The organism is Xanthobacter versatilis, from assembly GCF_043193975.1.
Lineage (GTDB): Bacteria > Pseudomonadota > Alphaproteobacteria > Rhizobiales > Xanthobacteraceae > Xanthobacter > Xanthobacter autotrophicus_E.
In genome coordinates this window covers 181,285-207,962 of sequence record NZ_JBAFVB010000005.1, presented here as the reverse complement: position 1 = coordinate 207,962, position 26,678 = coordinate 181,285, and the positions used below count along the sequence as shown (strand labels likewise).

The following is a 26,678-nucleotide window of genomic DNA, read 5'->3' as shown; positions in this document are numbered from 1 at the left end:
GAGGGCACCGTGTCGGGGACCCGCCTGCGCCAGAGACCACGAAATGCGAGGATTGAAAAATTGAATGTCGTGATGTTAGCTAGTGACTAATCGAATGGGTGAACGATGCTCGACATGGATCTGCTGAAGGCCTTCGTCAGCGTGGTGGATGCCGGCGGCTTCACCCGCGCCGGCGAGCGCGTCCATCGCACCCAGTCCACGGTCAGCCAGCAGATCCGCCGCCTGGAGGACCAGCTCGGCCACCAACTGCTGGTGCGGGATGCGCGCGGCGTGACCCCCACGGCCGAGGGCGAGCGGCTTCTGGGCTATGCCCGGCGGATTCTCGCCTTGGGGGCCGAGGCGAAAGCGGCCCTCTCGGGTGCTGCGCCGGCGCTGGTGGTGCGGCTCGGCATTCCGGACGATTTCGCGCTGGCGGCGCTGACCCAGGTGATCGCCGATTTCGCCCGCGCCCGCCCCGGCGTGCGCCTCGCGGTGGAATGCGGGCTCAGCTGCGACATTGCCGCCGCCTTTGCCCGCGGCGATCTCGACATCGCGCTGGTGAAGCGGGAGCCGTCGAGCGGGCCAGCCCTCGCGGTGTGGCCGGAGCGCCTTGTCTGGGTCACGGGGCACGACGTGGTGGTGGATCCGGACACCGTCCCGCTGGTGGCCTTCCGGCAGGGCTGCCTCTATCGCAACAGGGCGGTGCATGCGCTGGAAAAGGCCGGCCGGGCGTGGCGCATCGCCTATGAATGCCCGAGCCTCATCGGCATCGACGCGGCGCTCGCCGGAGGGCTCGGCGTGGCGGTGCTGAGCACCTTGTCGCTCTATCGTCGCGAGCCGAGCCTGCGGGTGCTGTCGGCAGCCGAGCTGTGGCCGCAGATCCCGCCTACGGAACTGGCTTTGCGGGTTGCCGACCCCGCCTGCGCCGCCACCCGCGACCTTGCCGCTTTGGTGGCGGGCTTCTGCGACCGTGAAGCGGCCTGCGCGGCTGCCGCCTGACGGGTGCCTGCCCTACGCGTGCTCTAGTCGTCCACCAGCAGCCGCCGGCCGATCTCGCCGATGCCGATCAGGCCGGGGGTGGCGTGCGTCACCACATGGATGGGGATGAGCGAGAGGCGGTCGAGATAGGGCGGATGCTCCTCGAACGCCGTCCGGAACGGGCTTTCGGCGAACAAAGGCGCCATGGCCCGGCCGATGCCGCCGCCCACATAGACGCCACCCTTGGCATCGAAGGCGAGGGCAAGGTCCCCCAGCACCCGGCCGAGCAGGCGCAGGAAGATGTGGCAGCTCTCCTTTTCCTGCCGCTGGCCGTCCAGCGCCGCCTTGATGATGGCGTGGGAGGACAATTGCTCGCCGGAGAGGATGCGATGCAGCCGCACCAGCCCCGGCCCGGACAGGACGTGCTCCACCGCCACCGGCCCCAGGTCGCGCACTAGGTGGGCGACGATGCGGGCCTCGTCCGTGGTCACGGCGCCGAGGCGCATGTGGCCGGCTTCGCTCGCAAGCACCTCGTAGCCGTCTTCCCGCGGCAGGATCAGCGCGGTGCCGAGCCCGGTTCCGGGGCCCGACAGCAGCATGGGCGCGCCGGGGACGCGGCGGCCGGTGCCCACTTCCATCAGGTCGTCGCGGGTCAGCAGCGGCAGGCCGTGGGCGAGGGCCTCGAAATCGTTGAGCACGGTGAGGCGCGCGAACGACAGCTCCTGGGCCAGCGCCTGCGTGGAGAAGCGCCAGTTCCGGTTGGTCAGCCGCACGCCGTCGCCGTCGATGGGACCCGCCACGGCCAGCGCCGCGCAGCGGGGCGGTTCGCCGCCCAGCGAGTCGAGATAGGTCTTCAGCAGGTCCTCGATGGACCCGTAGGAATCATTGGCCTCGAGACGGATGTCGAACGGTATGCCGTCCACGCCGGCGCGGGCGATGCGCGTGGTGGTTCCGCCGATGTCCGCAAGCAATACGGTGGGAGCCATGGGAGATTCCGATGGATGGGGTGCCGCACGCCGGCGCCGATGCGGTGGCAATCGGGGCCAGGCGCGCTCAGCGCCTTGTAACTTAAGCCTGAACCGCCCGGCCTGTCGGAGCCGGGCGAATGCGTGCTCTACTGCGCCAAGCGCCGGCCGGACGCAAGCGCCGGCTGCCGCCCCACCTTTGCGGTGGTTCCGGCTTGCCCGTTCTCCTCAGGCCGTCGCGCGGCGGCCGCGGGCCGACCATAGCGGCAGGATCGGCACAAGCCGGGTCACGACCCCGAGATCCGTCGCGCGCAGATGAGGGGTTCGATGCGGGATCACGGCTCCGCCGGTCCGGTTTCCTGCTCTGGCCTCAATCGTTTTTATTGGTGGCGCAGAGCGCTCGCCGGCGTCCCCGCTGCCTGCGGCGGCGGGTGAGGTGGCGCCGGGCGGTCACGTGCCGTAAGCTCACACTGAAATTGTGTGTCCGGCCAAACTGTGCGTCTCATGCAGATGGGGGCTGGCGGGACCGCAGCTTCGACGTACATAAGCTGAGATCGGTTTCGGCCCGCGGCGCGGTCGGCGGGAGGATGCCGGTACGGGGCAACACGGCGATGCGGCTTTGCCGCGGCGCCCGAAAGGCATGGCGAAGCGCAGTGCTCGACATTTACACGATCATCTTCCTGGCCCTCGCGGTCTTCATCTTCGTGCGCCTGCGCAGTGTCCTCGGGCAAAGGACCGGACGCGAGCGGCCGCCTTACGACCCCTATTCCCGCGATACCGCCCGCCCGCCGCAGCCGGCCTCCGACAAGGTGGTGCCCCTGCCCGAGCGCCCGGTGAGCCCGCCCGCCGCCTCCCCGGTGGATGAAGCGCCGCCGGCCTATCGCTGGGAAGGCGTGGCGCAGGAGGGGTCCGCTACCGCAGCGGCCCTCGACGAGATCGCCCGTATCGAGCCCGACTTCGATGCCAGGCACTTCCTCACCGGCGCCCGCGCGGCTTATGAAATGATCGTGACCGCCTTCGCCGCCGGCGACCGCCGCGCGCTGAAGGACCTGCTGGCCAAGGATGTCTATGACGGCTTCGTCGCCGCCATCGCCGACCGCGAGAGCCGGCGCGAGACCATGGAATCGCGTTTCGTCGCCGTTGAACAGGCCGAGCTTCAGGACGTGACCGTGCGTGACCGCAGCGCCCAGCTCACGGTGCGCTTCGTCTCCAAGCTGATCTCGGTCACCCGCGGCCCGGATGGTGCTGTGGTGGACGGCAGCCCCGACACGGTCGCCGACGTGACCGATGTGTGGACCTTCGCCCGTGACCTCGGCACGCGCGATCCCAACTGGAAGCTGGTGGCCACCGAAGCCGCCCAGTGAGGCTCCGGTGAGGCACGCGGCAAGCCCTTTTGGTGCAGACGGTGGCCGGGATGCGGCCCCGGACCTTGGCGGAGTAAGGGGGCTTGGAACGGGTCATGACCCTGACCGTCGCCCCGCGACGGGCGCGGCCGGAAGCACGAAGCGCCGCGTGCACCGGGTGGTGGCAATGCTCCTCTCCCTTGTGGCCGTCGCCGCTGCGCCGGCCCACGCTGCCATGCTGAGTGTGGTTGCCCCGCCCGATATCGCCGGCTCGAAGCTGGTGCCGGTAGCCTTCGGCGCTCTCGACGGCTGGGCGGCGGACGACCATGCCGCCGCCTTCCAGACCTTTTTGAACAGCTGCGCCGCCCGTCGCGCCTCGCCAGCCGAGGTGGGACCCGCCTCCGCTCCGGCGCTGGCCGCCGGCCTGACCCATGCTTGCGCGGCCGCCGCGCGGCTGGGCGCCACCACCCCGTCGCGGGAGGTGGCGCGGCTGTTCTTCGAGGCCAATTTCCGCCCCTATCGCGTGGTGCCGGACCCAGGCGGCGAAGCCTTCTTCACCGGCTATTACGAGCCGGAGGTGGCAGGCGCGCTGGCCCCCGGCAATGGATTCGACGTGCCGGTCTATGGCCGTCCGGCCGACCTGCTGATGAGCGGCGGCGGCCCCACTCCCAATTCGGGCGGCGCCCTGCGGCGGGAGGGCGATGCCCTTGTGCCCTATTTCGACCGCGCCGCCATCGAGGATGGAGCGCTCGCCGGCCGGGGGCTGGAAGTCGCCTGGCTGAAGGACCCCATCGACCTGTTCTTCATGCAGATCCAAGGCTCGGCCCGGGTCCGGCTGCCGGACGGGCGGGTGCTCCGGCTGAATTACGACGGCTATAACGGCCATCCCTACCTGCCTGTGGGCCGGCTCCTCATCGCGCGGGGCCTGGTGCCGCGGGAGGAGATGTCCATGGACCGCATCCGCGCCTTCATGGAGGTGGATCCGGAGGCTGGCCGGGCGCTTCGGCGCGAGAACCGGTCCTATGTGTTCTTCAAGGCCCTCGATCTTGGCGGGGAGGCCGGTGCCATGGGCGCTGAGGGCGTGCCGCTGACCGCAGGCCGCTCCATCGCCGTGGACCGCAGGCTGCACACCTATGGCACGCCGGTGTTCGTGGCGGCGGACCTGCCGCTTTCCGCGCCCGGTAGCAGCGAGCCCTTCCGTCGCCTCATGATCGCGCAGGATACCGGCTCAGCCATCGTCGGGCCGGCACGGGCGGATCTTTATTTCGGCACCGGGCTTGAGGCCGGCGCGGTGGCCGGTCGTATCCGCCATTCCGGCAGCTTCACCTTGCTGGTACCGCGCTTCGCGCCCGCCGGGACGCCGGGGCACCCCCGATGAGCCGGCGCGGAGGGCGGCGCCAGCTTTCGGCGGAAGAGCGCGCGCTCTGGGATCATGTGATGCGCTCGGTGACGCCGCTGAAGCTGCCCGCCGTGCCGCAGGATGTGGCGCCGCTGGTGCCGGAAGCCGCGCCCGCGACGGTGGAACCGCCCGTCGCTCCGTCTCCGGCCAAGGCGGCGAAGGCCCTTCTGCCCAAGACGCCGCCGCCTCCCCCACCCGCGCCGCCCCTCGCGTCGCTGGAGCCCAAGACCCGCCGTCGGCTTACCCGTGGCGCCGAGGTGGATGCGCGCCTCGACCTGCATGGCCTCACCCAGGCCGCCGCCCATCGCCGGCTGCGGCTGTTCCTGATCGAGGCACAGGCGCTGGGCCATTCGCTGGTGCTGGTCATCACCGGCAAGGGCGACCCCGACCGCCTCATGAGCACCGGCCCCGCCTTCGGCGAGGGGCGGGGCGTGCTCAAGCGCGCGGTGCCGCTGTGGCTCGCCGAGCCGGAGCTGCGGATGATCGTGGTGGGTTTCGAAGCCGCCGGCCGCCGCCATGGCGGGGAAGGCGCGCTCTATGTGCGCATCCGCCGGCGCAAGATCTGAGCCTCAGCGGGCCTGAGCTTCAATCCCCGATGCAGGCCGAGGCGGGCATCTCATAGGTGCGGCCGGCGCCCAGCAGATGGGCGGTGAAGCCGCGCGGCGGGAACAGGCCGGCGATGGCGGGATCGCGCACGCTCAGGCCGCCGGCATAGGCGCCGAAGGCCGGCAGCACCATGCGGCTGCCATCGGTGACGAAGCAGCGCCGCCGCACGCCCCGCCCGCGCAGCGCGATGCGGGCGGCGGGGTGCAGGTGGCCGCACACTTCCCCCGGGGCGGGCCCTTCCGCCGGCTCGTGGCGGAACAGGAGTGGACCGTGGGCCAGCGCCGCCGTGCCCTCACCGCCGATGTCGGTGGGCATGGGATCATGGTTGCCGGCGATCCAGATGAAGGTGCGTCCGGCCTGGATGCGGCGGATCTCCTCGCGGACGGGATCGGCCATGCGTTCCAGCGCCCAGCGGTCGTGCAGGCTGTCGCCGAGGGCGATCACCATGCGCGGCTGGTGCATGGCGATGGCGGCGGCAAGTCGCTTCAACGTGTCGAGGCTGTCATAGGGCGGCAGCATCTGGCCGCGCCGGGCGAAGGCGGAGCCTTTTTCCAGATGCAGGTCCGCCACGACCATCAGCCGCTCGTCCGGCCACAGCAGCGCGCCGGAGGGGTCCAGCACCAGCTCGGCGCCGGCGAGGACGACGGTGGCAAGGGGCGATTCAACTGATTCGGCACGGGCGAGCATGGCGGGGATTGTGCCCAACGGCCGCCGCCGGGCAAGCGCTGCGTTGGTGGGCTGCGTAACTCGCGCGCAGGCCTCAGCGGAAGCCGGCCCACACGCCGGCCTCCACCAGCATCCCGGCCATGTCTTCCGGCCACACCTGCTCGCTGGCCCGGTTGAGATCGGCCTGCGACCACCATGCGTGCTCTGTGACCACAGCCTGTTCCTCGGGGGTCCAGAGCGCCGAGGACACCTCCAGCGTCGAAACGCGGATGAGGAAATAGCGCTCGTCGGCTTCCACCGCGATCCCGTCCGGCATGGTGAAGGTGACGATGCGCCGGGCGACCTGCGGGCCGGGGTGCGTGATGCGAAGGCCGGTTTCCTCGAGCAGTTCCCGGCACGCGGCCTCTTCGAAGCTCTCGCCCACATCGAGCCCGCCCCCCGGCGGCGCCCAGAAGATGGAGCCGGCCAGCGCGCCGGTCCTGTGCGCGAACCGGAACAGCAACAGGCGACCTTGCGCGTTCACGACCAGAAGGCGGGAGGAGGGGCGCTGTCTCATGGGTGCGCGGCCGGGCAGGGGGTCAAAAGAAGCTCTGCGGGTCCACGTCGATGGCGACGCGGATGTTGCCCGTCACCTTCGGCGCCGTGGCCCGCCAGTCGCGCAGATAGCGCGACAGGTCGAAGGCGCGGGGCGCGCGCACCAGCAGCCGCCAGCGATGGCGCCCGCGCAGGATCGCCAGCGGGGCTTCCGCCGGGCCAAGGATGCGTACCCCCGCGACCATCGGCGCGGACGCGGCGAGCCTTCGGGCATGGCCCTCTGCCACATGGCCCTCGCTGGCGGAGACGATGAGGCTCGCCATGCGGCCGAAGGGGGGCAGCTGGGCCTCCTCCCGGGCGGCGATCTCGGTGTCGTAGAAGGCGTCGCGGTCGCCGGTCACCAATGCCCGCATCACCGGATGCTCGGGCATGTGGGTCTGGATGAAGCCGCGCCCTTCCGTCTTGCCGCGCCCGGCGCGCCCCGCCACCTGGTGCACCAGCTGGAAGGTGCGTTCCGCCGCGCGCGGGTCGCCCTGGCCGAGACCCACGTCCGCGTCCACCACGCCCACCAGTGCGAGGCCGGGGAAATTGTGCCCCTTGGCCACGAGCTGGGTGCCCACCACCACGTCCACCTCGCCCTTGGCCACTGCGTCCAGCTCGGCGCGCATGCGCTCCACCCCGCCGGCGAGGTCCGAGGACAGGACGAGGGAACGGGCGGCGGGAAACAGCGCCTGCACCTCCTCCTGCAGCCGTTCCACCCCCGGCCCCACGGGGATGAGGCTGTCCTTGGCGCCGCAGGCGGGGCAGGCCTCCGGCACCGGGGCCTGATAGCCGCAATGGTGGCAGGTAAGGCGGCGGCGGAAGCGATGCTCCACCAGCCACGCGGTGCAGGAGGGGCAGCGCATGCGATGCCCGCAGGAATGGCACAGGGTGAGCGGCGCATAGCCTCGCCGGTTGAGGAACAAAAGCGCCTGTCCGCCCGCCTCCAGCGTATCGGTGATCTCGGCTTCGAGGCGTGGCGCGATCCAGCGGCCCTTGGGCGGGCCCTCCTTGCGCAGGTCGATGGGCAGGAGGCCGGGCACCTTGGCGCCGCCGAAGCGCACCGGCAAAGCGAGGCGATGGTAGCGCCCGCGCCGGGCGTTCACCTCGGTCTCGATGGAGGGGGTGGCCGAGGCAAGCACGATGGGGGCGGAGGCCAGCCGCGCCCGCACTACCGCCATGTCGCGGGCGTGGTAGGCGACGCCGTCCTCCTGCTTGTAGGCCGGGTCGTGCTCCTCATCCACGATGATGAGGCCGAGGTCGCGGAACGGCAGGAACAGGGCCGAGCGGGCGCCGGCCACCACCTTCACCTGTCCTGAGGCCACCTCGTTGAGGATGCGCCCGCGCCGCCTTGTGGAGACGCCGGAATGCCATTCCGCCGGCTTCACCCCGAAGCGGGTGGTGAAGCGGTCGAGGAAGGCCTGGGTGAGGGCGATTTCCGGCAGCAGGATCAGCGCCTGCCGGCCGTCGCGGATCGCCTGCGCCACCGCCTCGAAATACACCTCCGTCTTGCCCGAGCCGGTGACGCCGTCCAGCAGGAAGACGCTGAAGCCCCTGGCGTCCACCGCGCCGCTGAGCGCGTGTGCCGCCTGCGCCTGCGGCTCGGAGAGGGTGGGCGTGGCGAAGGTCGGGTCGGGGGGATAGGCGGCGGGCTCGGGGGGCAGTACCACGGTTTCAAGAGCGCCCTCGTCCACCAATCCGTCCACCACGGAGGGGGAGACCCCGGCCTCCCGCGCCGCCTCCGACTTGCCGCGCACGAAGCCGTCGGCGAGCAGGTCGAGCAGCCGGGCGCGGGCCGCCGTCATGCGCGCCGGGGCCGGGCCGCTGACGCGCACGCCCACCCGCTCGCGGCCGGCGCCGGGGCTTTCGCCGTGGCGCAGGGCCATACGCAGCACCATGCCGCGCGGGGCGAGGGTGTAGTCGGCCATCCAGTCGACGAGCTTCAACAGGTCCGGCGGCAGGGGGACATAGTCCAGCTTCGCCTTCACCGCCTTGAGCTTGGCCACATCCACCGGCTTGCTCGATCCGCCGCCGGCGGGACGCGGCCAGACGCAGCCGATCATCCCGCGCGCGCCCAGGGGCACATGCACGAGGTCGCCGGGGGAGAGCGTCATCCCCTCGGGTACGAGGTAGGAATAGGGGGTGTCGAGGCCCAGGGGCAGGAGGACATCGACCGTGCGCGCACTCATGGCGGTGTTTTGGTCCGTCCGGCGGGAAAGGTCAAAGGCGCGTGCGACCGCTTCCGATGCGCGCTGAAGGCGCTTTCAGGAGCGGCATGCATTTCCATGGAACGCGGGCTTGAGGTGCAATAGCGTGGCGGTGGTTCATGTCCAATGGGAGGTGCGAGTGGCTGCTTCTGCAAGGGAACCCGCCGAGGGCTTGCCCGCCTCCGGTCCCATTCGCAAGATCGCCCTTGAAGAACATTTCACCACGCCTGACCTCGCGAGCCGCAACGTCGCCCGGCCGACCCGCAGCGATGCGCTGTTCGCGGACATCGAACGGCGGCTGGTGGATTTCGACAGCCTGCGGCTGGAGACCATGGACCGGGCCGGCATTTCGCTGTGCGTGCTGTCGGTCACCACGCCCGGCGTCCAGGCCGAGAAGGACACGGCCACCGCCATCAGCCTTGCGCGCAAGGCCAATGACGCGCTGGCCGAGGAGGTGCGCCGCCAGCCCCGGCGCTATGCCGGCTTTGCCCACCTGCCGATGCAGGACCCCACTGTGGCGGCGGACGAACTGGAGCGGTGTGTCCGCCAGCTCGGCTTCAAGGGCGCCCTCATCAACGGGCAGACCAACGGCCAGTATCTCGATGCCGACAGGTTTCTCCCGTTCTGGGAGCGGGTGGCCGACCTCGACGTGCCGGTCTACCTCCATCCCGGAGAACTGGCGGATGCGCCGGCCATGTTCGCCGGCCGGCCGGAACTGGGCGGGGCGGTCTGGGCATGGACTGCGGAAACGGCAAGCCATGCCTTGCGGCTCGTCTTCGGCGGCACCTTCACGCGGTTCCCGACTTTGAAGGTCATTCTCGGCCACATGGGGGAGACACTGCCCTCCCTGCTGTGGCGCTTCGACAGCCGCTGGCAGTGCGCCCTGGGAGAGACGCTGCCGCCGGAGCAACTGCCGTCGGCCATCATCCGGCGCCACTTCGCCATCACCACGTCCGGCGTTTGCGACCCGACCGCTTTGGCCGCCGCCATCGCGGCCCTGGGCGAGGACGCCGTGATGTTCTCGGTCGACTATCCCTATGAGGACACGTCCGCGGCAGCCGCCTTCATCGAGGCGGCGCCGCTGGATCCCGCCGTGCGCGCCAAGGTGTGCCACGCCAATGCCGAGCGCATCCTGAAGCTGTGAAGATGCGGCCGCCCTTGCGTTTGCGGCTCCTCCCGTCTACCTCCAAGCCATGAAATTCCTCGATCAGGCCAAGGTCTATGTGCGCTCCGGCGACGGGGGGGCGGGTTGCGTCTCCTTCCGGCGCGAGAAATTCATCGAGTTCGGCGGTCCCGATGGCGGCGACGGCGGACGCGGCGGCGACGTGTGGATCGAGTGCGTAGATGGCCTCAACACGCTCATCGACTATCGCTACCAGCAGCATTTCAAGGCCAAGAAGGGCGACCACGGCAAGGGCGCCAACCGCACCGGCGCCCGTGGCTCCGACGTTGTGCTGAGGGTGCCCGCGGGCACCCAGATCCTCGATGAGACGGAAGAGACGGTCCTTGCCGACCTCACCGAGGTGGGCCAGCGCATCAAGCTCCTGGAAGGCGGCAACGGCGGCTTCGGCAACGCCCAGTTCAAGACCTCCACCAACCAGGCCCCGCGCCGCGCCAATCCCGGCCTGGAAGGCCAGGAGCGGTGGATCTGGCTGCGCCTGAAGCTGATCGCCGACGCCGGCCTCGTGGGCCTGCCCAATGCCGGCAAGTCCACTTTCCTGGCGGCCACCACGGCGGCCAAGCCCAAGATCGCCGACTATCCCTTCACCACGCTGCATCCCGGCCTCGGGGTGGTGCGGGTGGACGGGCGCGAGTTCGTGCTGGCAGACATTCCCGGCCTCATCGAGGGCGCGCACGAGGGGGTGGGCATCGGCGACCGCTTCCTCGGCCATGTGGAGCGCTGCCGGGCGCTGCTGCATCTGGTGGACGGCACCTCCGAGCACGCCGGCAAGGCCTACAAGACGGTGCGGGCCGAGCTTGCCGCCTATGGCAACGGCCTCGACGAGAAACCGGAGATCGTGGCCCTGTCCAAGGTGGATGCGCTCTCCCCCGAGCTGCTCAAGCAGCAGAAGGAGCGCCTGAAGCGCGCCGCCAAGAAGACGCCGCTCTTGCTCTCGGCCCAGTCGGGGCAAGGGGTTCAGGAGGCGTTGCGCCTGCTGCTTTCCGTGGTGGAAGAGGAGCGCGGCGCCGAGAAGGCGGAGGAACCGCGGGACGCCTGGCGGCCCTGACGGGGTCGCGGCACCTCCCGGCGGGCTTGAACTTCGGCGACTCGATGGCCTATGCCGTCGCCGGGGCGCATGTCGCGCCGCTTCTCTTCAAGGGGGATGACCTCTCACGCACCGGCGCATTCCGCCCGTCCGCCGGCGTGCTGAAGGGTCCAGAACTTCGATGACATCGACAGATTCGACATCAGATCCGACGGCTCCGAAGACCCCCGTCTTCACCGACTTCCGCCGCATCGTCATCAAGGTGGGCTCCGCCCTGCTGGTGGACCGCGACCACGGGCGGGTGAAGCTCGCCTGGCTCACCTCGCTGGTGGAGGACATCGCGACGCTCCATGCCCGCGGCTGCGAGGTGATGGTGGTGTCTTCGGGCGCTATCGCTTTGGGGCGCACCGTGCTCGGCCTGCCCAAGGGGCCGCTGAAGCTGGAGGACAGCCAGGCCGCCGCCGCCGTGGGCCAGATCACCCTGTCGCGCACCTGGGCGCAGATTCTCGGGCATTACGGCATTACCGCCGGCCAGGTGCTGCTGACCCTGGGCGACACCGAGGAGCGCCGGCGCTATCTCAACGCCCGCTCCACCCTCGGCCGGCTGATGGACCTCAAGGCGGTACCCATCATCAACGAGAACGACACGGTGGCCACCACCGAGATCCGCTACGGCGACAACGACCGCCTCGCCGCCCGGGTCGCCACCATGGCCAGCGCCGACCTGCTGGTGCTGCTCTCGGACATCGACGGGCTCTATACCGCCCCGCCGGCGCAGGACCCCTCCGCCACCCTCATCCCGGTGGTGCCGCGCATCGGCGCGGAGATCGAGGCCATCGCCGGGGATGCCGGCTCCGAGCTGTCGCGCGGCGGCATGCGCACCAAGATCGAGGCCGGCAAGATCGCCACCTCCGCCGGCACCCACATGGTCATCGCCTCCGGCCATGCGAAGAACCCGCTGAAGCGGATCCGGGAGGGCGGGCGCTGCACCTGGTTCCTCACCTCCGCCAATCCGGTGCGCGCCCGAAAGAGCTGGATCGCCGGGGCGCTGGAGCCGCGCGGCACGCTGCACCTGGACGACGGGGCCGTGGCGGCGCTGCGCCGGGGCGCCAGCCTTCTGCCGGCCGGGGTGAAACGGGTGGAAGGCCTGTTCGACCGCGGCGACGCGGTGGTGCTGCGCGGCCCCGACGGCGCCGAGGTGGGCCGGGGGCTGGTGGCCTACGACTCCACCCACGCCGCCCGCATCATGGGCCGCTCCACCCACGAGATCGAGGCGCTGCTGGGCGTCCCCGGCCGCTCCGAGATGGTGCACCGGGACGACATGGCCCTCGGGGTGGAGTGAGGGGGAGAGCGTCTCAGGGCGAGATCTGCTCCCGCCGTCCGCCAGCGAGGCCCACCTCGACCGCCGGATGGCCTGCGGTCGCCACCAGGGTGAAATCGGACACTGCCTGACCGTTCAAGGGCTTCGTACCAATCTCGTGCAGGCCCCCCTTGAAGGAGAGAAAGCGCAGCCGGGTTCGATCGAAGCTTGGCACCGCAAGGTCCGCCACACCGTCGCCGTCGAAATCGGCAACGGCGGCAAGGCCCATCTGGTCCGACCCCGCCACATGGTTGGAGGTGTTTCCCGTGGCGGCGATCTCGACCAGGGCGCCATCGCGCAGCGTGACAATGCGGAGCCGTCCCACGGCGTGGGGCTGCTGCACGTAGGCAATGTCCGGATGGCCGTCGCCGTCGAAATCAGCAATGCCGGCGGGGTTGAGCCAGCGGCGCGGGGCGCCCGTCGACGGGCCTTCGGCAACGACGGCAAGCTCCCCCTTGCGTTCGGCCACCACGACTACGGCCGATCCGGTTTTCAGCGAGGACCGCACCAGCACCACCTCGTCGCGCCCGTCGCCGTCGAGATCAACGATGCGGGGCCGACGGTCCTCGAACACCTGGTCGGCGGGAAGGTCGATCAGCAGCGTCCGCCCGTCCTTGAGGCGCACCTGCAGGCCGCCGGCCTCAACCTCTGCGCCGAGGACGAAATGTCGATAGCGGTCGGTGGGATGAACGAGCCTGGCCTCGGCTATGGTGCCGTTGCCGCGCGCAGTGCGAGCCTGTGGCAGGTCGTCGGCGGTCTTTGCGCCCGCCGCTCCGGCCGGCAGGGGCGCGACGAGGAGGCCGAACAGGACAAGGGGGAGATAGCGCACAATGGAAGCTCGCATTGGGGACGAACGGTTTCACCCGCAGTCGGTGTCCCGTTTCACTGCCACGCTTCCACCCCCGCCGCTGCTGACAATGCCGCGAGTGGGTCCCTCCGGTACCCTGCTCCGGTCTGTCGCATTTCGCCTCTGACGTGCTAATCAGGGTGGTGATGCCTATCTTGTGAGGCATCATCGTCTTACCCCTCAGCGAGACCCTGCCATGGCCACCGCCTCCGCCGCCTGTACCGATGTTTCCGCCGTCGCGGGCCGGTCCGTGCCGCCGGTGGAAGGCGGGGCGGATCTTGCCGCTTATATGAGCGACATGGGCCGGCGCGCCCGTGCCGCCTCCCGTACCCTCGCCCTCACCCCGCCCGAGGCGAAGACGCAGGCGCTCCATGCCGCCGCCGCCGCCATCCGCGCCGCTGCCGACGAGATCCTCGCGGCCAATGCCGGCGACGTGGCCAAGGCGAAGGCGGACGGCATGACCGGCTCGTTCCTCGACCGCCTCACCCTCACCCCCGCCCGCATCGCGGCCATGGCCGAGGGCGTGGAGCAGGTGGCGGCCCTTTCCGATCCCGTGGGCGAGGTGACCGAGAGCTGGACCCGCCCCAACGGCTTGAAAATCGAGCGCGTGCGCACGCCGCTGGGCGTCATCGGCGTCATCTATGAGAGCCGGCCCAATGTGACGGCGGACGCCGCCGCTCTGTGCCTGCGCGCCGGCAACGCCGTGATCCTGCGCGGCGGCTCCGACAGCATCGCCTCGTCCGGCGCCATCCATCGCGCCTTCGTCTCCGGCCTCAAGTCCGCCGGCCTGCCGGAGGATGCGGTGCAGTTCGTCGCCGTGGCCGATCGCGCGGCGGTGGGGCTGATGCTGGCCGGGCTCGACAATAATATGGATGTCATCGTGCCGCGTGGCGGCAAGAGCCTGGTGGCACGGGTGCAGAGCGACGCGAGGGTGCCGGTGTTCGCCCATCTGGACGGCATCAACCACGTGTATGTGGACAAGGCCGCCGACCTCGACATGGCCAAGACCGTGGTGCTGAACGCCAAGATGCGCCGCACCGGCGTCTGCGGCGCCGCCGAGACCCTGCTGGTGGACCAGGCGGTGGCCGCCACCCACCTGAAGCCGCTGGTGGAAATGCTCATCGACGCCGGCTGCGAGGTGCGCGGCGACGAGGCCGTGCAGGCGGTGGACACGCGGGTGAAGCCCGCCACGGCGCTGGATTGGGACACGGAATATCTCGACGCCATCATCGCCGCCAAGGTGGTGGACGGGCTCGCCGGCGCCGTCGCCCATATCGAGGCCCACGGCTCCCACCACACCGATTCCATCGTCACCGAGGATGAGGCGGCGGCGGAGCGCTTCCTGGCGGAGGTGGATTCCGCCATCGTGCTGCACAATGCCTCCACCCAGTTTGCCGACGGCGGGGAGTTCGGCTTCGGCGGGGAGATCGGCATCGCGACCGGACGCATGCATGCCCGCGGCCCGGTGGGCGCGGAACAGCTCACCTCGTTCAAATACCGCATCCACGGTTCGGGGCAGACCCGTCCGTGAGCTTTCCACCCGCCAGCGGGGGGGCGCGGGACGGCGGCGCGGTGAGCCCCCGCGCCGCGCGCCACATGCCGTGGGTGACCGACGGCCTGCGCGTGGGCCTGTTCGGCGGCAGCTTCAACCCGGCTCACGAGGCCCATCGCGCGGCGAGCCTGCTCGCTTTGCGGCGGCTGCGGCTCGACCGGGTGTGGTGGCTGGTGACGCCGGGCAATCCCCTGAAGGACAATCGCGCCCTGCCGCCGCTGGAGGAGCGCGTCGCCATCGCCCGGCGGGTGGCGCGCCATCCGCGCATCGACGTGACTGGCTTCGAGGCGGATCTCGGCGTGCGCTACAGCTACCAGAGCGTGGAATATCTGGCCCGGCGCCTGCCCACGGTGCGTTTCGTGTGGATCATGGGGGCGGACAATCTCGCCCGCTTCGACCGCTGGCAGCGCTGGCGCGCCATCGCCGATCTCATGCCCATGGCGGTGGTGGACCGCATGGGCGAGAGCCTCGCCGCCACCGCATCCGTGGCGGCGCAGGCGCTGGGGCGCTACCGCATCGAGGAGACCGACGCCCCCCTCCTGGCGGACCTGAAACCGCCCGCCTGGGTGTTCCTCCACGGGCTGAAATCCCCCATGTCTTCAACGGGAATACGGGCCGCGCGCAGGGGGCTCGACGGGCCGGCCCGCCAAACATCTTGAATTTTCGTTGATTTAGCGCCATTGTGTGGGGGTGCGACGGTTTGTGCCGTCGCCTCCATCAAGAGGATTTGGACCCCTGTCCACGACGGCACTTCTGGCGGCCGCTGAGATGACACCGCCCGCCACGGTCTCCCGGGCGCTTCCCGACGCCGAGGAGATTCTCGCCCTCGTCACTGCCCGGCTCGAAGACGACAAGTCCGAGGACATCGTCTCCATCGACCTGCGTGGCAAGACCTCCATCGCCGACTACATGGTGATCGCCTCCGGCCGCTCGCAGCGGCATGTGGGCGCTGTCGCCGAGCACCTCATCGAGGCGCTGAAGGCGGCTGGGATCAAGCACGTGCGGGTGGAAGGCCAGCCGGCCTGCGACTGGGTGCTCATCGACGCGAACGACGTGATCGTCCACGTCTTCCAGCCCGAGGTCCGCAGCTTCTACAACATCGAGAAGATGTGGTCCGGGACGCGCCCCTGATGCGTTCCGGGTCGGCTTGCTGAGAGCTGCGTGCGCCTCGTCCTCGCCTGTGTCGGCCGGCTGAAAGCCGGGGCCGAGCGTGACCTCGTCACGCGCTATGTGGATCGCATCCGTCCCGCCGGACGTCCCTTGGGCCTCGGCCCCTGCGACATGATCGAAATTCCGGAATCCGCCGCCCGCCGTGCCGAGGATCGCATGGCGGAGGAGGGCGCGGCGCTGCTTGCGGCACTGCCCGCCGGCGCGGGGCTGATCGCGCTCGACCCGCGCGGGCGCCAGCTCTCCAGCGAGGATTTCGCGACGCGCATGGCGGCGCAGCGCGACGGCGGCCTGCCGGCGCTTGCCTTCGTCATCGGTGGAGCGGACGGGCTCGCCGACGCGGTGCGGGACAAGGCGGCGCTCATGGTCGCCTACGGCACCGCCACCTTTCCCCACCAACTGGTGCGGGTGATGCTGGCGGAGCAGATCTACCGCGCCGTCACCATCCTTGCGGGCCATCCTTACCACCGGGCGTGAGGCGATGGCGGCCCGCCTGCATTGACATCGGCGCCTTCGCCCCTTATCACGCCGGCTCGATCCAGCAACACGGTGTCGAAACGGGCCGCGCGGAAACGCGCAGCGGTCGGCCGGAAAGAGTTTGTCATGAAGATCCGCAATTCGCTGAAGTCGCTGCTCGGCCGCCACCGGGACAACCGTCTCGTGCGCCGCAAGGGCCGCGTCTACATCATCAACAAGACCCAGAAGCGCTACAAGGCGCGCCAGGGCTGAGCCCGTGCGCGGGCTCTCCACCTCTTGCCCGCGCCATTGCCTGCCCTTCTGCTTCTTGGGCTGGGACACCTGTTCCAGCCGGTCGTCCCGCTGTCTCCCTGCATCGTGACCGCCCCGCCCGGCTTCTGGCCGGCGGGTGAGTTGACGCGATCCGCGCATGGGCGGAAACTTCAGGGATGACCGAGGACACGCCGCCCATTCCCGCCCCTTTCGTCAGCGCTTCCCGCAGATGGAAGAGGCGCGCCCGGCCGGCTGCGCTTCTTTTCTGTTTCCCCCTCATGATCACGCTGTCCACAGGTGCCGGAGCCCAATCCGTGCTGCCGGGAGAGCGGGTTCCCGTGCCCCTGCCGGGCGTGCCGACGGGGCCGTCCGAGGCCCGTCCGCCGGCAGAGCCCGCTCCCGCCCGCCCGCGCCTGCCCAAGGACAAGCGCACCCAGCTCGAAGGGCTGTTCGCGGCGCTGAAGGTGGCGCCGGACGACCGCAGCTCCAAGATCATCGCTGACCGGCTGGACCAGCTGTTCTCCGATTCCGGCAGTCCGAGCGTCGACCTGCTGATGGCGCGCGCCGGCGCAGCCGCCGAGGCCAAGGCATTTGACCTGGCGCTCCAGATCCTCGACCAGGTGATCGAGATTGAGCCCGATTACGTGGGTGCCCTCAGCAAGCGCGCCACCATCCTCTATTTGCGCGACGACTATGGCGGCGCCCTCGCCGACATTCGCGAGGTGCTGGCCCGCGAGCCGCGCCATTATTCCATGCTCTACGGCCTCGCCCTCATCATGCGCGAGCTGGGTGACGACAAGCGCGCATTGGAGGCGGTGCGCATGGCCCGCGCCGTCAATCCGCGCCTGGACGGCACCGAGGAGATGGAGAGCCAGCTGTCGCTGAAGGTGGAAGGCCGCGGGATCTGATACCGACCGCTCCGGTCGGAGCGGTCCTATCTGGGCCTTGGCGGCGGGGGCGGCGGCGGAGGAGGCACGTTCGCCTGCGCCGGCTTGGTCTGGTTCGATTCGGTCAGCTGCACGGTCCAGGCCTTCTGCTCCTTCGTGTCCACCTCGAAGAAGCCGGTGCGGTCGAAGCCGCGGGCGAGGCAGTCGTCAGCGGCCTTGATGGTGAATTCCTTTTCCCGCGTGCACATGTAGGCCTTGCCGGCCCATTCCCCGCCCTGGTCGTAATCCACGGCGTAGAGATAATAAAAGCGGGCCGACAACTCGCCGCGCAGCAGGGTCTCGCAGCTGTTGGCCGAGACGTTCCACCAGCCTTCCGTGGTCCAGATGTCGCCGTCCTTGTAGCCGAGGGCGATGCCGATCCGGCTCTGGGTGCGGTTGCAAAGGCGGAATTCGGCGGCGGCGGCATCCGGCAACAGCGCTGCGGCCGGTGCAGCCGCGCACAGCACGAGCAAAGCGTGGCGCAGGCCGCGCGACATCGCGCGCGGGAGGCGCCGGCTCAGTGTGGTGAAACGGGTCATGCCGTCGGACGGGAAGGACATGTCGCGATGGTGTGTGCCTCTAAGCCGCCGGCCCGTCAATGCCCGCGCGAGGATGGGCGATCTGGCGGCCGGTCTTGCGCCGTTGCCGTCCCTTCTGCCGCCGGATCGGGGCGCGAGCGAGGCAGCCCCGGTGCCGGTTTATCGGCCTGCCGCGGCCGCGCCACCACCAGGCCCCCCAGAATGAGCAGCCCGCCGACGGCCTGAAGGGCGCCAATGGGCTCGTGGAGCAGCAGCGCGCCCAGCACCGCCGCCGACACCACCTCCAGGAAGAACACCAGCGCGCCGAAGGCCGGCGGCACCAGGGCGAGCCCCACCGCCATCAGCCCCTGTCCGCCCACCTGGGCGACCAGAGCGAGGGCCACCAGCGCCGCCACTCCGCCGGTGCTCGACGGCCAGAGGGTCGGCTCGGCGAGGATTGCGACGACGAACAGGATCGCCGCCGTCGCCGCCGTGGACACCAGCGTCGCCGCCGCCGCGCTCCGGGTGTGCCGGGCGCGGCTCAGGGCCAGGAAATAGCCAGCGAAAAACAGCGCGGTGACCAGTCCGGCGGCGTCACCCGGCAGGTGTGCGGGATCGAACTGCCAGCTGCGCCCCACCAGCGCCAGCGCTCCGAGCCCGCACAGGCCGAGCCCGGTCCAGCCAGCGCGCGATATGTTCTGGCGCAGCACCAGGACGGCGAAGGCGGTGATCCACACCGGCGAGGTGGTGGCGAGCACGGTGGCATTGGCAACCGTGGTGCCGAGGATGGCGAGGTGCCAGAAAATGAGGTCACCGGCGAAGAAGCCCCCGGCCAGCAGCGAGGCGCGATCCGGCCGGAACGCCCGCCGCCCCTCCGCCAGCGCGGCCCAGGCGGCGAGCACGGGCAAGGCGAGGCCCACCCGCCAGAACGCGCTGGCGAACGGCCCCACATCCGCCTGCCGCACGAACAGGACGGAGGCGCCCATGGCGAGCGCGCCGAGGGTCAGGGTCGCAATGCCGAAGGCGAGGCGCGGGAAGGGCTGGGCTGTCACGAAGCGGATCGGGTTCGGGGACATGAGGCGCGCCGGAAGCGGCGGTCGTGGTGGGCGGGGTATTGCGCCAATCCAGGCCCGCCGCAACAGGGTCGCTTCGCCCGGAGGCGGGCTGGGCGCCCGGATCGCGCCACGGTGCGGCGTGAGGGCAATGGCGGGTATTTGGGATCAAGATACCATAAGCCTCCATCACACCCCGGCTGCGGCGTGGATAGCGGGGACGCATCCTTGACGCGGGCCCGCGCGGCGGCCTCTATCTTCGTCCCGTTCTGGAGCCGTGCCGGTTCCGGACCCGTATTTCGCGCGATCCGTAGGCCGGCTTGGTCCGCGGAGTGCGCTTTCGAGCCAAGGAGACCGGCCAGGTGGCTGAAGACGCATCGGAAGGCCCCGCGGGCTTTGCCAAGGAGCAGCTCAAGTCCTTCATCGAGCGCATCGAGCGTCTCGAGGAGGAGAAGAAGGCCATCGCCGACGACATCAAGGATGTGTTCGCCGAGGCCAAGGCCAATGGCTTCGACGTGAAGGCCCTGCGCGCCATCCTCAAGATCCGCAAGGAAGACGCCGAGGAGCGCAAGGAGCTGGAAGCGATCGTGGAGCTTTATCTCCAGGCGCTGGGCATCTTCGTTTAGGCAGGTTCAGGGCGGCGGGGAGTGCCCCGCCGCGTCACGCCCCCGCTTAGGCAGAAGCTAGGCCGAATGGACCTGCGCGCTCACATGCGCTGGGTGTAGGCGATGGCCGGGGCGCGGAACACATAGGTGGGCAGGTCCGCCACCGCGGTGCCGGAAAAGCGCGATTTCAGGCCGAACGAGCCATCCCGCGAGAAGGCGGAGGCCACCACTTCGTGGGGCGGCGCCATGAAGGTGGCGAGCTGCCGCAGCTCCGGCGTGCGCAGATACAATTCCGTGGAGAGGCTCGGCGACAGGAACAGCCGGCCGAACGTGACCTCGGCGACCCGGGCGCGCGGCTTTCCGGCGGAAGCCGGCGCATGGGCCACGGTGGGGGCGGCGGCGTTGGGCACCATTCCGCCCGAGAGGGTGCTGCGCTGCTCGCTCAAGGGGCCCGGCGAAGCATAGCCCAGGGCGGGACCCTCTTCCGACGCCTCGCCGCGGGTGATGACGGCGGGCAGTGGCACCGAGCCGGCATTGGAGCCGGGGGCGGTAAGGCTCGCCACCCGGGCGTCGCGGCCGCCGGCTTCAGCCGGGCGGCGCTGGGGCAGGGGGGCGAACAGGCTGGCATTGGCGGCCACCAGCGCCCCTGCGGCGATCTCGGCCGGGCGGGACGGGGGCACGGGCGCGGTCGCCACCTGGACAGCGGCCGGAGCGGCCTTGCCGCTGGCGCGGGCGGGCGCGGCGTCCTCGGTTGTGGTTTCGGCGGCGGCGACCGTGGTGGTCTCGCCGCCCTCGTCGTCGTCCGCATCCTTCTTGCCGAACAGGCCGGAGAAGAACTTCTTCACGCCCTTGCCACTGTCGGCCGAGGCCACGGTGACGCCGGCCTTGGAGCCTCGGGCCTGGATTTCGGCGAGGGCGGTATTATAGCCGGAGAGGGGCCGCCCGTCGGTGGGCACGTGCACGGTCTTGCCATCGGGGAAGACGCGGGCGAGCTGGTCGTGGGTCATGCGCGGCCAGTGGCGCACGTTACCGGTGTCCATGTGGACGAAGGGCGAGCCGGAGGTGGGATAGAAGCCCACGCCGCCGCGCTGGAGCCGAAGGCCGGCGACGCGCAGGTCGGTGAGATTCACGCCCGGAATGTAGAAGTCCATGGCCCGGCCCAGCATGTGCTGGGAGAATTTCGCCACGCCGCTGGAGCGCGCGCGCAGCATGGAATTGGTCTCGGGCGAGCGGTAGGACGAGACGATCTGGATCGGCGCCGTGGCGTCGGTCTCGCGATAGACCTCCCACACGATGTCGAACAGGCCCGGATCCATCTGCGTGGACTTCTGGTTGCGCCAGTCCCGCAGGAAATGATTGAGCTGGGCCAGTACCTCGGCGTCGTAGCGGCCGTTCTTTTTGAAGGTGAAGCTGCCGCTCTCGCCGGAATGGGTGTGGTGCAGGGTGATTGTGCGGGTGTCGCCGTTGGCCACCGCGTTCTGCAGCGAGGAGGTGCCGGCAATCAGAAGGCTCGACCCGATGGCGACGGCCCGGAGCGCGGGCAGCCCCTTGATGCGCAAGGTTTTTGCGCGCAGGGATCGGACGGCAGTGATCGCGGAACGTATGGCCAATGTCTCGAACCCGAGGCTCAGATGTCAAGGACGCCGCGACTGTTGCCGCGACGCTATGGGATGAGAGTCTTGTCGGGTTCGGTTAAGGGTGAGTTGACACCCCGCGCCCCCATGCGAACGAACCGCAGGTTTCCCTGAAGCATCGGTCACGGGTCCGTGAATTATCGGCGGAGTGTGGCAAAAACGTGCCGACCCTTGCGTCGGGCTGTGGCTTTGCCGCACCAGGCAACCTGTGACATGCGATATTCACAGGCCGAAAAGCGCGGCAGACTGACGCGTGTGCGATTGGGCTTAGAGCTTCAAGTTATTGAAAAACAAAGGGACGGCCGTTGGGCCGTCCCTGTCGCAGCGGTATGTTGGGGAGGATCAGCGCGTCTTCGGCGCGGTGCCCCGGGTGGAGGTGCCGTCGGCGATTCGCTGCTTGCCGTTGAGGCCCAGCAGGGTCTTGGTCTCGGCATTGATGCCGTAGAGATCCTCGCGCACAGCGAGGCGGCCGGCATCGTCCACCACCACGTTGAAATAGACGATGTGCACCGGGAAGCGCTGTTTCAGGTTCACATAGCGCTCGGAGCTGCCGAACATCTTGCCGATGCGCGTCTGGGTCCAGTGATCGTTGGGCAGGCCGAGGTTGAAGATGACTTCGCCGAACTTGAGCGGCTCGTAGACCCGCACGCAGCCGTGGCTGTAGGCGCGCCGGTCGTTCTGGAACAGCGCCTTGGACGGGGTGTCGTGCAGATAGACCGAATGGTCGTTGGGGAACATGAACTTGATACGCCCCAGCGCGTTGCGCTCGCTGGGCACCTGGCGGAACGAATAGCCGCCGGACCCGTTGCGCACCACCTCGATCCCGCGCCGCGACAGGGCCGAGGGGTCGGACCGCAGCAGCGGCATCATCTCGTTGCGGGCGATGGACGGCGGGATGTTCCACGCCGGGTTCACCACGATGTACTGCATCTCGCGGCTGAGCAGAGGCGTCGGTGTCTCCGGCTTGCCCACCACCACCCGCGTCTCGTGGATCTCATGGCCGCTCTGGTAGATGCGGACCAGGAATTCCGGAATGTTCACCATCACATAGGATTCGCCGAGGTCGCGCGGCAGCCAGCGCCAGCGCTCCATGTTGGCGATCACGTCCGACTTCAGGCTGCCGCCGCCGGGGGTGGCCCCGGCGTTGAGGGCGGCGATGGTGGAGGGGCCGACGATGCCGGTGGGCTTGATCTTGGAGGCCTCCTGGAAGGCCTTCACCGCATCCACCAGCGCCGGGTCGTACGCGTTGTCGTCCGCAGGCCGGCCGGTGACGCCGAGGCGGGTGCGCAGGGTGGGAATGCGCGGGTCGCTGGCGCCGGGGCGGATCTGCGCGCCGGGCGGAACGGCAACCACGCCGGGGGTCTGTCCGGTCACCCGGGCGAGCTGCGCCTTCAGGGCGCGATAGCCGGCATGGGTCGGGTTGTAGGCGGCCAGCGCTGCATTGGCATCGGGGGCATAGGCCACCTTGGCCAGCACCGCGGTGGGGTCGGGAATCTCGCGCACCGGCGTCACCAGCGCCGAGATGCGGCCGGGATCGAAGCGGCCGGCCTGGGCATGCCGCGCATAGGTGAGCACCGCGACGGCGAGCTTCAGCTCGGTGCGGGCAAGATCTGAGGCGGTAGCGCCGGGCTTCGGTGCGGGAACCGCATAGTCGGTGGGCTCGAGGCCATCCTCGCCGGCGGCCTCGAAGCGGGCGATCACCGCCTTGCCGCGGGCGTCGATGCCTTTCAGTCCGACGAACACCGGCATGTTCTGCCGCGCGCCGTAGAAGGCGACGAGGGCTTCCTGCTCCTTCTTCGAAGCCGTGACGCTCTCGGGCGTCGCCAGCAGCGCCGCGATGGCCTCGGCCACCGGGGCGAGGGGATCTTCAGCCGCGACGGTCACCGGCGGGGCCGCCGGCACGGGGGTCGCGGCCGGCGCGGGTGCGGCGATCGTCGCAGCAGGCTGGGCCGGGGTGGAGGTCGGGGCAGACTGGGCCTGCGCCGGCTGGGCGGAATGTGTCAGCGGAAGGGTTTGGGCCGTGTCGCCAGCCGAATCCACGCCGCCACGCACCGGAGCTGCCGGTGCGGCGGGCGAAACCGGTGCGGGCGTCGCCGCTACAGCGCGCGGGGCGGGGGCCGTCACCGGGGGCAGCGGCGTGGTCAGGGGCATATCGCCCGTTCCCATGCCGGCATTGCCGGTGAGGGGTGCTGCGGCGGGCGGATCGGGTTGTTCCGCAAAGGCGGGGATGGACGCGGCAAGCGACGCGCCGACGAGCCCTGCGGCCATCAGCCGTGAGAGCGTGCCCGCCAGCCCCGTGACCACGCGCCCTTTGTCCTGACGCCGATACCCGTTAGCCCCGTACCCACTGGCCCCAAACATGGCCTTCTCCTCGCCACAGCCCCGCCCGTTGGTGCCGTGCTCCGGCGTTCCGATCAACTCACAAGCTTGAGCGGGCCAAGGTTTTCACTGCCTTGTCACTCAGCGGCAACAAACCGCGCGGCATCTGGTTCCACATCGCGGTTGCCGCCTACCGTATCGGCATCCAGTTCAGCGAGCTTGCGGTAGAGGGTGGAGCGGCCGATGCCGAGGCGGCGGGCCACCTCCGCCATGCGCCCGCCATAGAGGTGGCAGGCAAAGCGGATGGCCTCGGCCTCGATCTGCTCCAGCCGGCGGGCATGGCCGGCAGCGTCGAGGCGGGCGTAAGCCAGGCTGTCGGTCCGCAGAAGCGGGGGCAGGGGGGATTCCGTCCCGCTGTCGCGGAGCGGGGGCGGCGCAACGACGAATGGGCCGGACGCGGGGGTGAAGGCCACCACATTGTCCGGCTGTGCGTTGTCTGGCTGGGTCCGCGCGGGCCGGGTCGCCGGCGCGGCGGCGCGGCCGAGGGCCACCGCATTGGCAAGGGCCACCTGCAGGCGCAGCGCCCCGGCCGGCTTCACCACGAAATCCCTCGCGCCGGCGCGAATGGCGCCCGAGGCGGCATCGAGCCCGGCCGCCGTCACCTGCACCACCACCGGAACCGCAAGTCCGCGCGCCGCCATGGCGGCGAGCACGCCCATGCCGTCGAGGCCCGGCACCACCAGATCCAACAGCACCACGTCGAAGGTGCCGGTGGCCAGCTGGTCCAGCGCCGCGTCGCCATCCTGGGCCAGCGTCACCTCGTAGCCGAGGCCGGCGAGGGCCGACGAGAGGCGGCGCGCCTCGACAGGGTCATCTTCGACCAGAAGCAGGGGCAGGGTCATTCAGGAATCGCTTGCGGCAGGACGGAAGAGAGAATCACCGGGAGCTTGGCGGGCGATGGTTAAGAACCCCTGAGCACCTCCGCCCTGGCCGCCCCGGCCCTGCATTCACGCCGTCGCGGCGGGGCCGGCTTGCGGCGCCGGCCCAATGCGGCGATTTTGTCCCCGACGACCGGCGCCCGCGGTGCGAGCCGCGCGCGTCGCCACGGTCCGGAGGTCCCATGTTGCACCCATTCTTCCGTTCGTTCGCTTTGCGCGCGTCCGCCCATCCCGTTCTTTCGGCCGACTTCGAGAGCGCGTTTGCCGCCGCCCGTCACGCCGCCCCCGCCACCGCCGCAGCGGTACAGACCGCCGAGCGCCTGCCCGAATGGAACCTCACCGACCTCTACCCGGCCATGGATTCGCCCGAGCTGAAGGCGGACCTGGACAAGGCCGATGTCGCCTGCAAGGCGTTCGAAACCGCCTTCAAGGGCAAGCTTGCCGCCCTGCTCGCCCTTCCCGACGGCGGCGCGGCGCTGGGCGCGGCGGTGAAAAGCTACGAGGAGGTGGACGACCTCTTGGGTCGGATCGCCTCGTACGGCAGCCTGATCTATGCCGGCGATACCTCGGACCCGGCCCGCGCCAAGTTCTACGGCGACATCCAGGAGCGCCTCACCGACGCCTCCACGCACCTGCTGTTCTTCACGCTGGAGATGAACCGGCTGGACGACGCGGCCCTTGAAGCCGCCATGGCCGATCCCGCGCTCGCCTATTACCGCCCGTGGGTGGAGGACCTGCGCAAGGACAAGCCCTACCAGCTCGACGACAAGATCGAGCAACTGTTCCACGAGAAGTCCAACCCCTCCCGCGGCGCCTGGAGCCGGCTGTTCGACGAGACCATCTCGTCCCTGCGCTTCACCGTGGACGGGCAGGACCTCGCCATCGAGCCCACCCTCAACCTGATGCAGGACCCGCGGGAAGAGGTGCGCAAGTCCGCCGGGCTGGCCCTGGCCGACACCTTCGGCAAGAATTTGCGGCTGTTCACCCTCATCACCAACACCCTGGCCAAGGACAAGGAAATCTCCGACCGCTGGCGCGGGTTCGAGGATGTGGCCTCCTCCCGCCACCTCGCCAACCGGGTGGAGAAGGAGGTGGTGGACGCCATGGTGGAGGCGATCCGCGTCTCCTTCCCGCGCCTGTCCCACCGCTATTACGCGCTGAAGGCCCGCTGGTTCGGCAAGGACCGGCTGGAGTTCTGGGACCGCAACGCGCCGCTGCCCAAGGTAGAGACCCGCGACATCGGCTGGGGCGAGGCCAAGGACACGGTGCTGTCCGCTTACGGCGCCTTCTCGCCGAAGATGGCGGACATCGCCAAGACTTTCTTCGAGAAGTCCTGGATCGATGCCCCGGTGCGCCCCGGCAAGTCGCCGGGCGCCTTCGCCCACCCCACCGTGCCCTCCGCGCACCCCTATGTGCTGCTGAACTACCAGGGCAAGCCGCGGGACGTGATGACGCTCGCCCATGAGCTGGGCCACGGCGTCCATCAGGTGCTGGCCGCCCGGCAGGGCGCGCTGATGGCGCCGACCCCGCTGACCCTGGCGGAGACCGCCTCGGTGTTCGGCGAGATGCTCACCTTCCGCCGGCTGCTGGACGGCGCCGAGACCCCACGGGCCCGCAAGATCATGCTGGCCCAGAAGGTGGAGGACATGATCAACACGGTGGTCCGCCAGACCGCCTTCTATACCTTCGAGCGCGATGTCCACATCGAGCGCCGGCAGGGCGAACTGACCTCCGAGAAGATCGGCGAGATCTGGATGAAGGTGCAGGGCGAGAGCCTCGGCCCGGCGATCCATCTCGGCGCGGGCTACGAGACGTTCTGGACCTATATCCCCCACTTCATCCACTCGCCGTTCTACGTCTATGCCTATGCCTTCGGCGACTGCCTCGTGAACTCGCTCTACGCGGTCTACGAAAATGCGGCCGACGGCTTTGCCGACCGCTATCTGGAGATGCTCTCGGCGGGGGGCACCAAGCACCACGCCGAACTGCTCGCCCCGTTCGGCCTCGATGCCCGCGACCCGGCGTTCTGGCAGACCGGGCTTTCCCTCATCGACCGCATGATCTCCGAGCTGGAGAGCATGGAGGGCTGATCGTTCGCGTGGGTATGT

Annotated in this window: 25 protein-coding genes; 15 read left to right on the top strand and 10 right to left on the bottom strand. The window is 70.0% G+C overall.

What is annotated here, in order from left to right:
• The first annotated feature begins 105 nt into the window (after positions 1 to 105).
• Positions 106 to 978, top strand: coding sequence for a LysR family transcriptional regulator (locus V5F66_RS12310; RefSeq protein ID WP_394052188.1), 873 nt, complete (start codon positions 106 to 108; stop codon positions 976 to 978).
• A 23-nt stretch (positions 979 to 1,001) separates the two neighbouring features.
• Here V5F66_RS12310 and V5F66_RS12305 read toward each other — a convergent pair whose 3' ends face one another.
• Positions 1,002 to 1,943, bottom strand: coding sequence for a glucokinase (locus V5F66_RS12305; RefSeq protein ID WP_012114071.1), 942 nt, complete (start codon positions 1,941 to 1,943; stop codon positions 1,002 to 1,004).
• 632 nt (positions 1,944 to 2,575) lie between these two features.
• On the opposite strand from V5F66_RS12305, the gene V5F66_RS12300 reads away from it, so the two are divergent.
• The 3 genes from V5F66_RS12300 to V5F66_RS12290 all read left to right on the top strand — a co-directional run bounded on the left by V5F66_RS12300 (position 2,576) and on the right by V5F66_RS12290 (position 5,230).
• Positions 2,576 to 3,286: a Tim44/TimA family putative adaptor protein gene (locus tag V5F66_RS12300; RefSeq protein WP_393999343.1), complete on the top strand. Its 711-nt coding sequence runs from the start codon at positions 2,576 to 2,578 to the stop codon at positions 3,284 to 3,286.
• Between the two features lie 166 nt (positions 3,287 to 3,452).
• Positions 3,453 to 4,643 (top strand): murein transglycosylase A, encoded by a 1,191-nt coding sequence (gene mltA / locus V5F66_RS12295; protein ID WP_394052190.1) that lies wholly within the window; start codon positions 3,453 to 3,455, stop codon positions 4,641 to 4,643.
• A complete protein-coding gene (locus V5F66_RS12290) occupies positions 4,640 to 5,230 on the top strand; it encodes a Smr/MutS family protein (RefSeq protein WP_394052192.1) in 591 nt (196 codons plus the stop codon). Before mltA ends, V5F66_RS12290 begins: the two co-directional genes overlap by 4 nt.
• Positions 5,231 to 5,249: 19 nt before the next feature.
• On the opposite strand, the gene pdeM is transcribed toward V5F66_RS12290, so the two are convergent.
• The 3 genes from pdeM to V5F66_RS12275 all read right to left on the bottom strand — a co-directional run bounded on the left by pdeM (position 5,250) and on the right by V5F66_RS12275 (position 8,698).
• The gene (pdeM, locus tag V5F66_RS12285; protein ID WP_393999346.1) at positions 5,250 to 5,957 is read right to left on the bottom strand and encodes a ligase-associated DNA damage response endonuclease PdeM; all 708 of its coding nucleotides are present in this window, start codon (positions 5,955 to 5,957) and stop codon (positions 5,250 to 5,252) included.
• Positions 5,958 to 6,030: 73 nt separating this feature from the next.
• Positions 6,031 to 6,492, bottom strand: coding sequence for an NUDIX hydrolase (locus V5F66_RS12280; protein WP_394052194.1), 462 nt, complete (start codon positions 6,490 to 6,492; stop codon positions 6,031 to 6,033).
• A gap of 22 nt (positions 6,493 to 6,514) precedes the next feature.
• On the bottom strand, positions 6,515 to 8,698 hold the full coding sequence (locus V5F66_RS12275; RefSeq protein WP_394093959.1) for a primosomal protein N': 2,184 nt from the start codon (positions 8,696 to 8,698) through the stop codon (positions 6,515 to 6,517).
• A gap of 157 nt (positions 8,699 to 8,855) precedes the next feature.
• On the opposite strand from V5F66_RS12275, the gene V5F66_RS12270 reads away from it, so the two are divergent.
• The 3 genes from V5F66_RS12270 (at position 8,856) to proB (ending at position 12,265) form a co-directional block, all read left to right on the top strand.
• The gene (locus V5F66_RS12270; RefSeq protein ID WP_394093958.1) at positions 8,856 to 9,860 is read left to right on the top strand and encodes an amidohydrolase family protein; all 1,005 of its coding nucleotides are present in this window, start codon (positions 8,856 to 8,858) and stop codon (positions 9,858 to 9,860) included.
• A 49-nt stretch (positions 9,861 to 9,909) separates the two neighbouring features.
• Positions 9,910 to 10,944 carry a GTPase ObgE gene (obgE, locus tag V5F66_RS12265; protein WP_012114079.1) on the top strand — a complete coding sequence of 345 codons (1,035 nt, stop codon included), beginning with the start codon at positions 9,910 to 9,912 and terminating at the stop codon, positions 10,942 to 10,944.
• A gap of 160 nt (positions 10,945 to 11,104) precedes the next feature.
• Positions 11,105 to 12,265: a glutamate 5-kinase gene (gene proB / locus V5F66_RS12260; protein ID WP_012114080.1), complete on the top strand. Its 1,161-nt coding sequence runs from the start codon at positions 11,105 to 11,107 to the stop codon at positions 12,263 to 12,265.
• Between the two features lie 13 nt (positions 12,266 to 12,278).
• On the opposite strand, the gene V5F66_RS12255 is transcribed toward proB, so the two are convergent.
• Complete coding sequence (locus V5F66_RS12255; RefSeq protein ID WP_198139240.1) at positions 12,279 to 13,112, bottom strand: FG-GAP repeat domain-containing protein; 834 nt, start codon at positions 13,110 to 13,112, stop codon at positions 12,279 to 12,281.
• Between the two features lie 307 nt (positions 13,113 to 13,419).
• Between V5F66_RS12255 and V5F66_RS12250 the strand changes: the two genes are divergently transcribed.
• The 6 genes from V5F66_RS12250 (at position 13,420) to V5F66_RS12225 (ending at position 17,486) form a co-directional block, all read left to right on the top strand.
• The gene (locus tag V5F66_RS12250) at positions 13,420 to 14,661 is read left to right on the top strand and encodes a glutamate-5-semialdehyde dehydrogenase (RefSeq protein ID WP_394094005.1); all 1,242 of its coding nucleotides are present in this window, start codon (positions 13,420 to 13,422) and stop codon (positions 14,659 to 14,661) included.
• On the top strand, positions 14,658 to 15,341 hold the full coding sequence (locus V5F66_RS12245) for a nicotinate-nucleotide adenylyltransferase (protein ID WP_394093957.1): 684 nt from the start codon (positions 14,658 to 14,660) through the stop codon (positions 15,339 to 15,341). The genes V5F66_RS12250 and V5F66_RS12245 overlap by 4 nt, the downstream gene beginning before the upstream one ends.
• Before the next feature lie 109 nt (positions 15,342 to 15,450).
• Positions 15,451 to 15,813: a ribosome silencing factor gene (gene rsfS, locus V5F66_RS12240; RefSeq protein WP_041575393.1), complete on the top strand. Its 363-nt coding sequence runs from the start codon at positions 15,451 to 15,453 to the stop codon at positions 15,811 to 15,813.
• A 30-nt stretch (positions 15,814 to 15,843) separates the two neighbouring features.
• The gene (gene rlmH / locus V5F66_RS12235; protein WP_393999353.1) at positions 15,844 to 16,326 is read left to right on the top strand and encodes a 23S rRNA (pseudouridine(1915)-N(3))-methyltransferase RlmH; all 483 of its coding nucleotides are present in this window, start codon (positions 15,844 to 15,846) and stop codon (positions 16,324 to 16,326) included.
• Between the two features lie 126 nt (positions 16,327 to 16,452).
• Positions 16,453 to 16,578 carry a type B 50S ribosomal protein L36 gene (gene ykgO, locus V5F66_RS12230; protein ID WP_012114086.1) on the top strand — a complete coding sequence of 42 codons (126 nt, stop codon included), beginning with the start codon at positions 16,453 to 16,455 and terminating at the stop codon, positions 16,576 to 16,578.
• A gap of 314 nt (positions 16,579 to 16,892) precedes the next feature.
• Positions 16,893 to 17,486: a tetratricopeptide repeat protein gene (locus tag V5F66_RS12225; protein ID WP_394093956.1), complete on the top strand. Its 594-nt coding sequence runs from the start codon at positions 16,893 to 16,895 to the stop codon at positions 17,484 to 17,486.
• A gap of 26 nt (positions 17,487 to 17,512) precedes the next feature.
• Here the strand turns inward: V5F66_RS12225 and V5F66_RS12220 are convergent, their stop codons facing one another.
• Positions 17,513 to 18,064 carry a DUF1036 domain-containing protein gene (locus tag V5F66_RS12220; protein ID WP_394052202.1) on the bottom strand — a complete coding sequence of 184 codons (552 nt, stop codon included), beginning with the start codon at positions 18,062 to 18,064 and terminating at the stop codon, positions 17,513 to 17,515.
• 35 nt (positions 18,065 to 18,099) lie between these two features.
• Positions 18,100 to 19,098 carry a DMT family transporter gene (locus V5F66_RS12215; RefSeq protein WP_394093955.1) on the bottom strand — a complete coding sequence of 333 codons (999 nt, stop codon included), beginning with the start codon at positions 19,096 to 19,098 and terminating at the stop codon, positions 18,100 to 18,102.
• A 338-nt stretch (positions 19,099 to 19,436) separates the two neighbouring features.
• On the opposite strand from V5F66_RS12215, the gene V5F66_RS12210 reads away from it, so the two are divergent.
• Positions 19,437 to 19,700, top strand: a complete 264-nt coding sequence (locus V5F66_RS12210) for a DUF2312 domain-containing protein (RefSeq protein ID WP_012114090.1) — start codon at positions 19,437 to 19,439, stop codon at positions 19,698 to 19,700.
• Positions 19,701 to 19,780: 80 nt separating this feature from the next.
• Here the strand turns inward: V5F66_RS12210 and V5F66_RS12205 are convergent, their stop codons facing one another.
• The 3 genes from V5F66_RS12205 to V5F66_RS12195 form a co-directional block, all read right to left on the bottom strand.
• Positions 19,781 to 21,238 (bottom strand): DUF882 domain-containing protein, encoded by a 1,458-nt coding sequence (locus tag V5F66_RS12205; RefSeq protein WP_394093954.1) that lies wholly within the window; start codon positions 21,236 to 21,238, stop codon positions 19,781 to 19,783.
• Between the two features lie 417 nt (positions 21,239 to 21,655).
• Positions 21,656 to 23,617, bottom strand: coding sequence for a L,D-transpeptidase family protein (locus V5F66_RS12200; RefSeq protein ID WP_394093953.1), 1,962 nt, complete (start codon positions 23,615 to 23,617; stop codon positions 21,656 to 21,658).
• A 152-nt stretch (positions 23,618 to 23,769) separates the two neighbouring features.
• The gene (locus tag V5F66_RS12195; protein ID WP_394093952.1) at positions 23,770 to 24,534 is read right to left on the bottom strand and encodes a response regulator; all 765 of its coding nucleotides are present in this window, start codon (positions 24,532 to 24,534) and stop codon (positions 23,770 to 23,772) included.
• Positions 24,535 to 24,752: 218 nt separating this feature from the next.
• Here V5F66_RS12195 and V5F66_RS12190 point away from each other — a divergent pair, with 218 nt between their 5' ends.
• Positions 24,753 to 26,660 carry a M3 family oligoendopeptidase gene (locus V5F66_RS12190; protein WP_394093951.1) on the top strand — a complete coding sequence of 636 codons (1,908 nt, stop codon included), beginning with the start codon at positions 24,753 to 24,755 and terminating at the stop codon, positions 26,658 to 26,660.
• The last annotated feature ends 18 nt before the right edge of the window (positions 26,661 to 26,678 follow it).